This window comes from Lysinibacillus sp. FSL W7-1291, assembly GCF_038593415.1.
Classification (GTDB): domain Bacteria; phylum Bacillota; class Bacilli; order Bacillales_A; family Planococcaceae; genus Lysinibacillus; species Lysinibacillus fusiformis_D.
Window position 1 is genome coordinate 4,000,384 of sequence record NZ_CP151994.1, and the last position, 13,188, is coordinate 4,013,571.

The 13,188-nt window shown below is 36.7% G+C and carries 15 protein-coding genes and 1 riboswitch; of the genes, 5 read left to right on the plus strand and 10 right to left on the minus strand.

All coding sequences use genetic code 11. From position 1 onward, the window contains the following. Positions 1–69 precede the first annotated feature (69 nt). On the minus strand, positions 70–240 hold the full coding sequence (locus NST76_RS19445) for a hypothetical protein (RefSeq protein ID WP_180957837.1): 171 nt from the start codon (positions 238–240) through the stop codon (positions 70–72). Positions 241–448: 208 nt separating this feature from the next. Between NST76_RS19445 and NST76_RS19450 the strand changes: the two genes are divergently transcribed. From NST76_RS19450 to NST76_RS19460, 3 genes are all read left to right on the plus strand, one after another. Further along, positions 449–1,027, plus strand: coding sequence for a TetR family transcriptional regulator (locus tag NST76_RS19450; protein WP_036124620.1), 579 nt, complete (start codon positions 449–451; stop codon positions 1,025–1,027). Positions 1,028–1,098: 71 nt separating this feature from the next. Beyond that, the gene (locus NST76_RS19455; protein WP_036124623.1) at positions 1,099–1,452 is read left to right on the plus strand and encodes an SMR family transporter; all 354 of its coding nucleotides are present in this window, start codon (positions 1,099–1,101) and stop codon (positions 1,450–1,452) included. Continuing rightward, entirely contained in the window at positions 1,452–1,766 is a 315-nt protein-coding gene (locus tag NST76_RS19460; protein WP_342544365.1) for an SMR family transporter, read from the plus strand. The genes NST76_RS19455 and NST76_RS19460 overlap by 1 nt, the downstream gene beginning before the upstream one ends. A gap of 284 nt (positions 1,767–2,050) precedes the next feature. On the opposite strand, the gene NST76_RS19465 is transcribed toward NST76_RS19460, so the two are convergent. Next, positions 2,051–2,842, minus strand: coding sequence for a heme ABC transporter ATP-binding protein (locus NST76_RS19465; protein WP_036124627.1), 792 nt, complete (start codon positions 2,840–2,842; stop codon positions 2,051–2,053). 5 nt (positions 2,843–2,847) lie between these two features. Beyond that, on the minus strand, positions 2,848–3,894 hold the full coding sequence (locus NST76_RS19470) for an iron chelate uptake ABC transporter family permease subunit (protein ID WP_036124629.1): 1,047 nt from the start codon (positions 3,892–3,894) through the stop codon (positions 2,848–2,850). A 144-nt stretch (positions 3,895–4,038) separates the two neighbouring features. Then, a riboswitch (cobalamin riboswitch) is annotated at positions 4,039–4,227 on the minus strand. Positions 4,228–4,539: 312 nt separating this feature from the next. Here NST76_RS19470 and NST76_RS19475 point away from each other — a divergent pair. Then, positions 4,540–5,109: a YdhK family protein gene (locus NST76_RS19475; protein WP_271911064.1), complete on the plus strand. Its 570-nt coding sequence runs from the start codon at positions 4,540–4,542 to the stop codon at positions 5,107–5,109. A gap of 40 nt (positions 5,110–5,149) precedes the next feature. Here NST76_RS19475 and NST76_RS19480 read toward each other — a convergent pair whose 3' ends face one another. The 6 genes from NST76_RS19480 to NST76_RS19505 all read right to left on the minus strand — a co-directional run bounded on the left by NST76_RS19480 (position 5,150) and on the right by NST76_RS19505 (position 10,492). Then, positions 5,150–5,851 (minus strand): response regulator transcription factor, encoded by a 702-nt coding sequence (locus NST76_RS19480; RefSeq protein WP_342544367.1) that lies wholly within the window; start codon positions 5,849–5,851, stop codon positions 5,150–5,152. Further along, positions 5,829–7,223: an ATP-binding protein gene (locus NST76_RS19485; protein WP_036124634.1), complete on the minus strand. Its 1,395-nt coding sequence runs from the start codon at positions 7,221–7,223 to the stop codon at positions 5,829–5,831. The genes NST76_RS19480 and NST76_RS19485 overlap by 23 nt, the downstream gene beginning before the upstream one ends. Positions 7,224–7,737: 514 nt before the next feature. Further along, positions 7,738–8,280 carry an NADPH-dependent FMN reductase gene (locus tag NST76_RS19490; protein WP_271911067.1) on the minus strand — a complete coding sequence of 181 codons (543 nt, stop codon included), beginning with the start codon at positions 8,278–8,280 and terminating at the stop codon, positions 7,738–7,740. Positions 8,281–8,343: 63 nt separating this feature from the next. After that, the gene (locus tag NST76_RS19495; RefSeq protein WP_036124638.1) at positions 8,344–8,961 is read right to left on the minus strand and encodes a nitroreductase family protein; all 618 of its coding nucleotides are present in this window, start codon (positions 8,959–8,961) and stop codon (positions 8,344–8,346) included. 62 nt (positions 8,962–9,023) lie between these two features. Beyond that, positions 9,024–10,007, minus strand: coding sequence for a ring-cleaving dioxygenase (locus NST76_RS19500; protein ID WP_036124640.1), 984 nt, complete (start codon positions 10,005–10,007; stop codon positions 9,024–9,026). A gap of 50 nt (positions 10,008–10,057) precedes the next feature. Then, positions 10,058–10,492: a MarR family transcriptional regulator gene (locus tag NST76_RS19505; protein WP_036124642.1), complete on the minus strand. Its 435-nt coding sequence runs from the start codon at positions 10,490–10,492 to the stop codon at positions 10,058–10,060. Between the two features lie 150 nt (positions 10,493–10,642). On the opposite strand from NST76_RS19505, the gene NST76_RS19510 reads away from it, so the two are divergent. Then, a complete protein-coding gene (locus NST76_RS19510; RefSeq protein WP_342504390.1) occupies positions 10,643–12,628 on the plus strand; it encodes a catalase in 1,986 nt (661 codons plus the stop codon). A gap of 51 nt (positions 12,629–12,679) precedes the next feature. On the opposite strand, the gene NST76_RS19515 is transcribed toward NST76_RS19510, so the two are convergent. After that, positions 12,680–13,144 (minus strand): YusW family protein, encoded by a 465-nt coding sequence (locus NST76_RS19515; RefSeq protein WP_036118972.1) that lies wholly within the window; start codon positions 13,142–13,144, stop codon positions 12,680–12,682. Between the last annotated feature and the right edge of the window lie 44 nt (positions 13,145–13,188).

The following is a 13,188-nucleotide window of genomic DNA, read 5'->3' on the forward strand; positions in this document are numbered from 1 at the left end:
TAAAAATCTTTGTTCAAGCGGATTCAAGATAAAAATACCTTACATCACAGCAAGGTATTTCTCACTTTATTATGATGGATGATTGGCGGTAGTGCTATTATTTGTCTCATAAGCATCTGAACTATGTGATGACCCTGACGATGAATCATAGGCAATTAATGTCACACCAATCTTTTTTTCAAGCTCGTTAATTTTCGCAAGTTGCTGTGGATCTAATTGAGCAAATTTAATGTCTTCCATTATCATCAATCCTTTCACTCATAAAGTTCCCTGAAATAAAAAAAGTATACTTCATTCCACCTCAACTTAATTGCTTAAAGCTTTGTGATTTAGCTAATTTCCAAACGTTTGTTGAATGAAAATGACTGATATTCAGTCATTTTTTTATTGACATTGTTTTTCTCATCCTGTAACATACTAAACAAGTAAGGCAAAAGTGAGGGATTGCATGTCAAAGGAAGAAAAAATTATTCAAGCTGCAATTGAAGTTTTTCGCGAAAAAGGAATTGAAAAGACGAAGGTTTCAGATATCGTCAAAGCTGCTGGGATTGCTCAAGGAACATTTTATCTCTACTTCCCATCACGCCTTTCTGTCATGCCAGCTATTGCAAAAAATATGGTAGAAAGAATTATTACTACCGTAGATGAAGGTGTTTCAGATCATAAGCCTTTTGATCAGCAACTTGAAGAGGTTGTTGAAATCATTTTCTCGATCACAAAGGAATATGGTGATATCGTTGCACTCATTTATGCTGGAATTGCACAAACAGAGCATTTAAAAGAATGGGAAAGCATTTATGCACCATACTATGATTGGATGAGTAATTTCTTATTAACGGCTCAACAACAAGGCATCATTCGAGATTCAATTAATCCATCACGGTCAGCAAAGCTTATTATTGGTCTAATTGAATCCGCCGCAGAACAAGTTTATTTGTTTGATGACAGCAAGGATGAAACGATGACACTGCTTAAGCTTGAACTTCTAGACTTTTTATATCATGCACTTGGCCTACGTCACGCGTAAGTGACGTTCTCTTTTATCTACAAAATGACTGAACGTCAGTCATTCATTCTATTAATGAAAGGATTTTAATTATGCAAAAAGAATGGTTATATGTCGGTCTAACAAGTTTATTTGAATTATTTTGGATATTTGGTTTTAATGTAGCAAGTTCCTGGTGGCATTGGATTATTATTGTGTCTATAATTGCTATCGATTTTCACTTCTTATCAAAAGCTTGTGAAAACCTACCTACTGGTACCGTATACGCTATTTTCGCTGGTGCAGGTGCAATTGGCACTACGTTAATGGACATTTTTATTTTCGATGGAGAGTTTAATGCGATTAAAGGTATTTTCATGTTTATTTTAATATCGGGCGTTATTGGATTAAAATTAGCAGATAACGCACCAACAGATCACGATGAAAAGAAAGGAGTGAATGCATAATGGGTTGGGTATATATTTTATTAGCAGCAATAGCCGAAATTATAGGTGTTATTGGATTACGCTTTTATAGTCAAAATAAAACGATACGAAATTTATTATTATATATCGGTGGCTTTGGATTATCATTTGCCCTTTTATATGCATCCTTCAATTATTTACAGCTAAGCATTGCCTATGTTGTCTGGGTAGGTATTGGTACTGTCGGTGCAGTGCTTGTCAATATCATTTTCTTTGGTGAATCCAAAAATCTATCACGAATTATCAGTATCATTGCTATTATCATCGGTGTAGCAGGGTTAAAGGCCGTATCTTAATTAAACTACACTCAAAGGACATCCTTCTTATATCGAGGAATGTCCTTTGTCATTTAAACCATTGAGTATATCTTTGAACCTGTTACATTTTTATAATTAAAAACAGATACACTGCGGTCATTACTCTAGCTAATGAAAAATCCGTCTCCTGTATAAACATTGACTATTTTTCTAACTAAGAAACATAAGAACTCTTCCTGATATGACTGTTTCCAATGCCATGTATTTTCGTAAATGCTACTTTCATAATGAATATATTATGTAAATTAGTTGTCCTTACTTTTTTAAACTTGACTGACCTTCTTTGCGAATTGATCTGGAACATACGTGAGGTATGGTTTACCAGTCAAGGAATGTGTTTGAATATCAGCAAAAACACCAAATACTTCTTGTAACAATGCTGGTGTTAGCACTTCCTCGGGTGTCCCATGACACACAATTCGACCTTGCTGCAACACGTAAATTTGATCACAGTACATTGCCGCAATATTCAAGTCATGTAAAGCCGCAACTACTGTTAAATGTAAGGTTTGAATTAAGTCCATAAGCTGAAGTTGATGTTGGATATCTAAATGATTCGTTGGCTCATCTAATATAAGCACTTGTGCTTGCTGTGCTAGTGCTCGTGCAACCATTACACGTTTTTTCTCTCCACCTGAAAGGGAGCTAAAGCTTCGTTTTTCTAAATGAGCTATACCTGTTTGCTTCAAAGCATCTTTAACAATTTGAAAATCTTGCTCTTGATCTAGCTCTAACAGTTTTTTATGTGGCGTTCTCCCCATGCTAACTAAATCATGTACAGTGAAATCAAATAAAACAGGTGTATCTTGACTAACAACAGCTAAATTCTTCGCAATTGCTTTACTAGATTGCTTTAAAATATCATGCTCATTTAATAATACCGTCCCGCTTTCAGGTTTTAGAAGACGATACATATTTTTTAGCAATGTTGATTTGCCACTACCATTAGGACCAATTAACCCAACAAACTGCTTTTTCTTTATTTGAATACTTACTTCATGTAGTATACGTTGATCGTTAATGGAGAATGATACTTGCTTTGCTTCTAATGTCATATAAGTTAATCTCCTTCACCGAAAGAATAATTATTGCGACGGAGTAGCCAAATGAAAAATGGACCTCCGCAAAAGGCTGTAATAATACCAATTGGCATTTCCTGAGGAGCAATGATAATTCGAGCAAAGGCATCAGCCCACACTAAGAAAATCCCCCCTATTAAAGCACTAATCGGTATCACATATTTATAGTTAGATCCCACAATTAAACGTACTATATGAGGGATAATTAGACCTACAAAACCAATAGAGCCACTGACTGCCACCAGTACACCTGTTAACAGGGAGACAAGTAATATAAGCTGAATCCGAAATTGCTGAAGATTAACGCCTAATGTCACTGCCGCTTCTTCCCCAAGTAAAAGTAAATTTAAATTTCGATAGTGTAGCCAGAGAAGCCCAAATACGACGAAAAATATGGAAGCTGGAATGATAATATTATTCCATTTAGCTCCTGCTAGACTACCTAGCATCCAAAACATAACAGCTTTTAAAGCCCCCTCTTGCTTTGACATCATTAAAATAAAATTAGAAATGGCCGTTAAAATAAAGGAAACAGCCATACCTGCCAATAACAGACGAAAAATAGAAACCCGTCCCCCAACACGAGATAAGAAAAACACCAGTGCAATGGCAAGTAATGATCCTAGAAAGGCTGATATTGAAAGCGCGTAAATACCTAAAAATGAAAAGGCTCCTAAAATAATCACAGATGTCGCTCCGACGGCTGCCCCTGAAGAAATCCCTAAAATATACGGGTCAGCAATGGAATTTCGCACAAGTGCCTGAATGGCTGCCCCCGCAATGGCTAATCCAGCACCAACAATAGCAGCCAATAAAACACGAGGTGCTCTTATTTGCCAAATGATAATTTCCTGTGAGCGACTCCAATCTTGCTCTATGGCATTTTGTATAAAGGGGATTTTAGAAAGAATAACTTTCCATACATATAATGGTGTAACTGATACAGAGCCGACCATGACAGCAAAGGTCATAGAAACAATTAATACGAAGAAAAGGATTAAGGAAAAAAATATAAACTTTTTATTCATCCGTTTTAAACTCCTACTGAATAGTGATGAATGAAGCAATAAAAAAAGGTATTCCATACGCAACTACGCATAGAAATACCCTAGAATAAACAAAGTCAGAAAAAATCCAGCTATTGTCCGTAATTGCTTGCATCCTCGTGGGCATTACAGGTATTACTAACTGGCAGGTCTCCTGGCTTCGATTCAACACCCTATAATTGCCTTCCCATTCTTCCACAGTGGCAAATAATATTATAGGACTCCTCGTTACAGTTGCGGGACAGCGTCGGACTTACACCGACTTCCCTTTTAAGTGACATTATAAAATGGCACACCAATAGTATTTGAATTTATAAAATTGTGACGATTCTATCATACATTTTTATAGATTGTTAGTCTACATGGAATTTTATTTCTAAGGAAGAACAATATATAAGCTGTATCTTCGCAGTTTTGAGCACAATAGCTATTTGCTCGTTATAAATTGGCTATCTATTACTTAATAGTTTTGGCATGGGAGGATACTCCACCACATCTTAGCCACTTTTCCTATCACATACATCAATAACATTTCGCTCTCTTCATTCATGTCAAAAAGCAATTGACATCCATCATTTCTGCACATTTGTTTGCTACAGTAAGGGAAAATAGTGAGGAGGATATTACATGATATTTAAAAGAAAATGGTCTACTGGACTTCTAGCAGTAACGGCCTTCATTAGTTTAACAGCTTGTGCGGAGGAGCAAACGAAGCCTGCATCTCCTTCCAATAACACTGCTGAAGAAATGGATCATTCTACGATGAGCCACTCAAGCTCAGGTGAAGTACCATCCACATTAAAGAACGCGGATAATCCGAAGTTTTCTGTTGGAAGTAACGTGATTATTACGGATGGACATATGGACGGTATGAGAGGTGCCGAAGCAACAATAATAGGTGCCTATAACACAACTGCCTATGTTATTTCCTATGAGCCAACTTCCGGTGGAAAGCGTGTAGAAAATCATAAGTGGGTGATTCATGAAGAATTGATTGATCCAGAAGAAGCACCACTAGCCCCTGGCACAGAAGTAAAAACGGACGCAGCGCATATGGAAGGTATGGAAAATGCGACTGTCCGTATTGAGGAGGCTATCCAAACGACTGTTTATATGGTTGATTACACTTCGACCACAAATGGTGAAGCTGTTAAAAATCATAAATGGGTGACAGAAGAAGAATTAACCTCAAAATAATATGAACAACCTCTCCAGCATTTCTGGCAGAGGTTGTTTTCTAGCTTTTGTGTTGTAACGGTTTTCTATCAATTGACTTATGCCATTTATAGCCGATACCCCATACTGTTTGCAAGTAATCATCCGCAGGGAACCCACTTTTTCTTAATTTTTCTCGTAAATTACGCACATGAGAATCAATGGTACGATCTTCAATTGTCACATTATATCCCCAGACTGTGGTGATTAGATGTTCTCTAGAAAATACTTTACTTTGATGATCTAAAAATAAAACAAGCATGGAAAATTCCTTTGGTGTTAGGGGAATTGCCTCATGTTGAAAATATAATTCAAAGGATTCCTTATCTAAACGAAGACCCTCAAAGCTAATAACTTTTTCCTCTATTTTCGATCTTCTTAATACCGCATGTATACGTGCTAATAACTCTTCCTCATCAAAGGGTTTTAATATGTAGTCATCAGCACCGAGGTTTAAGCCTTTTACAATATCCGCATGCTCTCCTTTTGCAGTAAGCATAATGATGGGTACATCCCAAAACTTCCTAATTTCTTGGCACGCCTGCCACCCATCCATCTCTGGCATCATAACATCCAAAAGAATTAAATCTGCATGCCCATCTTCTAAAAAATCGAAAGCCTCTTGAACGGAAGACATAGCTCTACAATAAAAATTCGGCTCTAAATAAAGGGTTAATAAATCTAACATTCTTGGCTCATCATCAATGCATAAAATGGTTTTCATCTGTTTCTACCCCTTTAAAAGATAATTCAAAAGTAGTTCCTTTATTTATTTCACTGCTAACCTTCACTTCGCCCCCATGCGCCTGTACAAGTTCCTTGACAATAGCAAGCCCCAGTCCAGAACCACCTAAAGCACGACTACGAGATTTTTCCACTCGATAAAATCGTTCAAAAATATAGGGTAAATCCTTCTTTGGAATCCCCTTCCCTGTATCTTGAACGATAATGCTTAAAACATCATTGTGTTTCTTTGCGGTGACTGAAGTCGTATCTCCTGACGCACAATAGATTAATGCGTTATTTAATAGATTTATTAGGATTTGCTCTAGCCTTGCTTCATCTGCCCATACTGTCAAACCCTCTTCATAACGTACAATAAAATGTATACCCTTCTCTTGAAAAGCAGGGCTTAGCTTTTTTTCAATGTTTGTAAAAAATGAATTTAAATGTACGTTTTGTTGTTCAATCACAAACGAGTTTTCATCCATTTTAGCTAAATCAAATAAATCTTTAATTAATCGAGAAAGTCTATTTGTTTCTTCTATTATAATGGCTAAATACTTTTGGCGATCCTGCTCTGTTAAATCCCGTTTCGAAAGAATGTCGGTATAGCCTTTAATAAAGGTTAGAGGTGTGCGAAGCTCATGTGCAATGCTCGATAAAAATTCCTTACGCTCATGCCTTAAATGATTCAGATCGTTAGACAACAGCTGTATAGCATTCGATAAATCCCCAAGCTCATCCTTTCCATTGGTAGAAAGGGCGACTGTAAAATCACCTTTGCTCATTTTCAATGTGGCCTCTTTCATTTGAATTAATGGTTTAGCAAGCTTTCGAGATAGAACGATAATGACTGCTATAGTGACAAGACCAGATACTAACCCAACGATGAGAAAATGTTTATTTAAGCGTTTCATTAACGCATGAATGGAGTCTGTATTTTGAAACATAAAGACATAGCCAATCGTTCTTTGCTGATTTTGAATAGGACTAATAGTGGCAATCGCTTGAACCTCTTGCCAATCATCTTGTAAGATCCTTCCCTCATACGGTATTTTTCCCTCAATCTTATGGATCATATCACTAATTTCTAAATCAGGCTGCGAAGAAACCAGTATTGTTCCCTCATAATCAGTCACTACTACATCCGTACTTTCATTAGATTCCATAAGTACCACATGTGCTAGCGTTTCCTCGTTGAAGTTCTGTTCTAATACCGTACGATGTGAATTTCCCCTTGCTTGCAAACTTGCTAGCTCTTCCTCAACTCTAGAATTGGTTAAGGAGACATGTAAAAAAAACATCATAAATGTTTCGATACAAAATAATGTAATAAAAAAGATGATGCCCAGCTTTAGTGATAATTTTCTCATCTGCAACCACCATTTTAGAATTTCTTAAAAGTATAGCGTGAAAGTATGAAGATTTCATGCAGAAACAACATTAAAAAAATGTCTATAACGAAATGGACCTCCACTAAGGGAAATTTCTTGATGCTAATGCTTCTTCTTGTGCAGGGTCTTGAATTCGGCACAACTTTATAAAATGATTGTCACAACCCATGTACGTCAGCAACAGTTAATTAATTTAGTACATAATATTGCTTAAGCTATCTTCGTTAACCTGACTTGCTATAAAATTAGTTGATGAGTAATGGATTGATTGAAGAAAAACAAGCGACTCTTTGGGGATTAGCGTCACAGAAGTAGTTTTGGAGAGAACAATGTGGGTGAAACAGTTCATCGGATGATCCTTGAAAGCTTAGCTCTATGCAAAGAACAAAGTGATCGTTCACAAAGGAAATCAACTTTGCTTTGCTCAACTGCCATTCTTATTTTTCTAATAAGATGACCCATAAGTAAAGTATACTTATGGGTCAGATTTTAATTAAATGTATTTTTTTGCCCAGTTTAAAAAGTTATCGATGACTACATCAAGGAATTTTACTGTACCTTCATCAGTTAAATTGCCTTCTGCATCGAATTTAGTGTGAACAGCACCAATGTAAACATCATTGCCGCTTAGTAATGGTGAGTTAATGCCAGGAGAGAATAAAATATCGCGTAAATGTAATTGCGCTTTTACAGTACCTAAGTTCCCCATAGATGCACCCATAATGATAGATGGTTTACCAATCATTACTTTATCTACACGAGATAGCCAATCAATGGCATTGACCATAACGCCTGGTACTGTACCATTATATTCTGGTGTCACCCATAGTACAGCATCTGCCGCCTTTACTTTTGCTTTAAAATCAAGAACCTCTTGCGGTGCTTCATTTTCGATATCTTGATTATACATTGGTAGATCCTTTAAGCTTAAAACTTCAAGATCTAACTTTTCTGTATAACGTTTTTGAATAAATTGAGCTAATTGCATATTATAAGATTCTTTACGGATACTACCAACGATAGCTACCACTTTCATGATGTTTCCTCCTAAATGTACATTATTCATAGTATTTGTATAGCAATTCTATTTTATACCACATTAATAATAAGTGGCAAATTCTTCAACTGGCTTGCGATAGCCTCGTAAGCGACGACTGTCTTCTTTTTCTTTCCCAATTGTAATCATCAGTGCTATCTCTTTGGTTTCTGGCACATGAAATAGTTCTCGCAATTTCTGATGATCAAAACCAATCATAGGACAAGTGTCCCAGCCGCGATTTTTTGCAGCAAGCATAAATAGCATGGCAGACAAAGACGCATTTCGAATAGCTTCATCCTTCATAAATGTCTCACCACGTTCTTCATAAAATTTAGTATTCTCTGCAACAATTTCTACTAGTTCACTAGCTGTTATTATACCCAAATCAACCATACCTTGACTTAGTTCAGCAGTATCTTTATAAGCATCTTTATCACCTAAGACAAGGATTACCCCTGAAGCTGAATGCACTTTATATTGACCAAATGCCGCCTCTCGCACCTTTTCCTTCATATCCTCATCCAGCACAACGATATAGCTTGCATGCTGTAAGTTAAATGCTGATGGGGCGAGCTTAACATCCTCCAAAATAGGACGAATATCTTCCTCAGTCATCTTAACGCCCTTGATAAAATTATTAGCAGAGCGACGCTTATCAATCAGCTTGGAAAATTCCACTTATTAAACCTCCAATATAGTTATGTATTCATCCAGTAGTAACCCTACTGAATGAAATAATATTACTCATATTCTTTATCGAACGTAATGGAGCTTCTTACAGTATCTATTGGACGAACGAGGCCTTCAATCTGCTCACGCTTTGGTTCTAAAAACGGTGGTAATGACAGTTTCTCACCTAGCGTTTCATATGGCTCATCACCCATAAACCCTGGACCATCTGTAGCCAATTCAAATAAAATTTGAGGTGCTACCCGTGCATACAATGATTCAAAGAAATGACGATTTACATAGCCAGATGTATGGAAGCCAAAGCTTTCAAAACGTGCAGTCCATTCATCTAATACTGCACGATTCTCTACACGAAAGGCTGCATGGTGAACCGTACCAAAGCCTTGTCGAGCAACAGGTAACACAGTGTTATGCTCTACAATAATTTGAGCGCCATTTCCACCCTCACCTACTTCAAATAGATGGAAATCTCCTTCTTCTGCAATTTCTTTAAAAAGCATCACTTTTTCTAGCATATCTTTAAAATATTTCACATTAGCTACACGAACAAATACTGGCCCTAAACCTGTAATTGCAAATTCTACTGGGATGGGACCATCTTGCCAAGGCGTGCCTGAAGCAACTCCTGTATTATGCTCATCAGAAATAAGCTGATAGTGCTGATCGTCAAAATCAACAAAGGACAATGTTTTTTTACCAAACTGTTCTTTAATACCTGTATGTTTTACAGTCAATCGATCAAAGCGCTTTACCCAATAATCTAAAGCTGCATCCGTCGGTACACGGAAAGAAGTTTTTGATATTTCATTTGTTCCATGTACCCCTTTTGGGATGTTTGGGAAATCAAAGAATGTCATATCTGTCCCTGCACTACCTTTATCATCTGCAAAGAATAAATGGTATGTTTGAATATCATCTTGATTCACTGTTTTCTTTACTAAACGCATACCTAAAACGAATGTAAAAAATTTATAATTCTCTTCAGCACTACTTGTAATAGCCGTTACATGGTGTACACCTTTTAAATGATTCATACAATATTCCTCCCATTTATCTCGACTTCGAGATATATGTGTAAAATTTTTTAATAATTAGTAGCGTTTTTACCTACTTTTTTAAGAGACAAAATCATTGTGTCCAGCTCCTGCGATTCCAATACTTCAAAAATCTCGTTTATTTTTTGTTCATGCCTAGGGAAAATCCTTTCCATTAAAGCCTGTCCCTCATAAGTTAATAACACATACGTAACACGTCGATCTTTCGGACATGCCTTTCGATATACATAGCCTTTTTGCTCGAGCTTATCAATTACATAAGTAATACTACTGCTTGCAATTAATATTTTTTTACCAATCGCTTGAATAGGCTGCTCTCCATGATGGTACAAAAATTCAAGAACCGAAAATTCGGTTTGATTTAAATCATATTGAAGTAAATCTCTTTTAGTGGCATCCTGAATCGTTTGATATGCTCGGAACAAGACCGTAAATGCTTTTAAGTTACGATTGTCTTCCTTCATACGACTCCCTCTTTTACTTCGAATTCATTTATCTTTAATTCGAGATAATAATAACATATTCATTTTTAATCAGCAATCATTTTGTTTCTCACGTTTGCCATCTTCTTCTACGGGTAGAATGTAGTTGTAACTTATAAAGGAGGATTTTACATGAAAAAAGACGTCAATCAAAAACAACAACAGCTAAAAGCATTCCGAGTAAGTGATAAAGATCAACCTCTAACAACCAACCAAGGATTAAAAATATCGGAAGATGAACATTCACTAAAAGCTGGTGAACGAGGACCCACTTTATTGGAGGATTTTCATTTTCGTGAAAAAATGACTCATTTTGATCATGAACGAATTCCTGAACGAGTGGTACACGCACGCGGGTCTGCAGCTCATGGAATCTTTGAAACCTATAAATGCGCGAGTGACATTACAAAGGCTCAATTTTTAAATGGACAAGGAACTAAAACACCTGTCTTTGTTCGTTTTTCTACCGTTGCAGGCTCAAAAGGATCTGCTGATACTGTCCGTGATGTACGCGGCTTTGCTACAAAATTTTATACACAGGAAGGTAATTATGATTTAGTTGGGAATAATATACCTGTTTTCTTTATTCAAGATGCCATTAAATTCCCCGATTTTGTACACGCTGTAAAGCCTGAACCGAATAACGAAATTCCTCAAGCTCAAAGTGCCCATGATACGTTTTGGGATTTCATTGCAAATAATCAGGAATCTGCCCATATGGTCATGTGGCATATGTCCGATAGATCCATCCCACGAAGCTATCGAATGATGGAGGGCTTTGGTGTTAATACCTATCGCCTTGTCAACGCTGAAGGAAAAGCACACTTTGTTAAATTTCATTGGAAACCTATACTTGGGGTTAAATCATTAGTATGGGATGAGGCGCAAATCATCGCTGGAAAAGACCCTGATTTTCACCGTAGAGATTTATGGGAATCCATCGAACGAGGCGATTTCCCAGAGTGGGAGCTTGGTGTCCAACTTATTCCCGTTGAGGATGAATTTAATTTTAGCTTCGATATTCTCGATGCAACAAAAATATGGCCAGAGGAAGAAGTTCCAGTACGTATCCTTGGGAAAATGACACTGAACAAAAACGTTGATAACTTTTTTGCTGAAACGGAACAAGCTGCATTTCATGTTGGACATGTTGTACCTGGTATTGATTTTTCAAATGATCCTTTACTACAAGGTCGCTTGTTCTCCTATACAGATACTCAGTTAATAAGACTTGGAGGACCGAACTTCCATGAAATCCCTATTAATAAACCAATCTGTCCCTTCCATAATAACCAACGAGATGGCTATGGCCGACAAACCATTAATGTCGGGCAAGTTAGCTACCATAAAAACTCCTTAGCCAATAACTCACCCTCTCCTGTCTCTGAAAGCGACGGAGGATATAAACATTATGAAGAAAAATTGGAAGGACACAAAGTACGTGCACGTAGCGATAGCTTTAAAGACCATTTTTCACAAGCAAGATTATTCTGGCTCAGTATGACCGATGTGGAGAAAAAGCATATTATTAATGCCTTTAGCTTCGAACTTGGAAAAGTAAAAAATAAAGACATTCGAAAACAAGTTGTAAATATGTTTGCTCATGTCAGCTACACACTTGCATCAGCTATTGCTGATCAAATTGGTATAGTACCACCAATCCAAGTAGAAGTACCACATACTCAACAAACCTCACCTGCTGTTAGCCAAATGATCAATGCAGTCGAAAATGTTAAATCTTTTAAAGTAGCTCTGATTGTAACAGACAATAGTAGTGAAAACTTAAACGAACTAATGGCTACATTGTTAAGTAAAAATATAGTGGTTGAACTTGTGAGTACTAAGCAAGGCATCCTAAATGGCTTTGAAATTCAAGAAACATTAGCTACTACCTCCTCCGTTCTTTATGATGGGGTTTATGTGACTGGAGCTTTCCAGCATTCTGATCAGCAATCAAAAGCACTACAATTCATTGAACAGGCCTATCAGCACTGTAAAACAATAGGCTATACGGAAAATGTTTCGTTTTTACAGCATCTTGCCAATAAAAATGGTGTGGCAAACAATCTGAATTCTTTTATTCGTTTCCTTGCTAAGCATCGACATTGGGTACGATAATGAATGGAAAAGCCAGCTAACGTATTGAATCTATTAGCTGGCGTATTTCTCTTATTTAATTCGTGTAAATTCCTTTTCATTTCCGTCAACAAATTCAACATCGACTTCAATGGATTGGTAGTTGGCTTCAATATTAAATACTTTAATTACTTGATCGATTACCTCATCATTAGGTGTTGTCGAATCGAAATTTAACTGCTTAAATAATGGCTCTAATTTTGTATAAGCTTCATCCCCTTGCAGTCTTTCATTCTTACGGTCATCCTGTAACTTCGCTTCTATACCTGATTTTTTGTCTTCATATTCTACCTCATATGACTCTGTTGCAGAATAATCAACATCTAATGAAAACTCTAAAAAATTAAAGGTCATTTGGTCTGTTGGCGTATCACCAGTCTGCTGTGTACCATTTTGATTTGCTGGTGCGTTAGTAGGTACATCCTTTACTTCATCCTTATTACAGCCATAAAGAATAACAGTCATGAAAGAAATCGTTAATAAAAATTTCAATTTCAAATTATACACTCCCTTCTTTCCATATTATTTCCCCATCCAGCTAT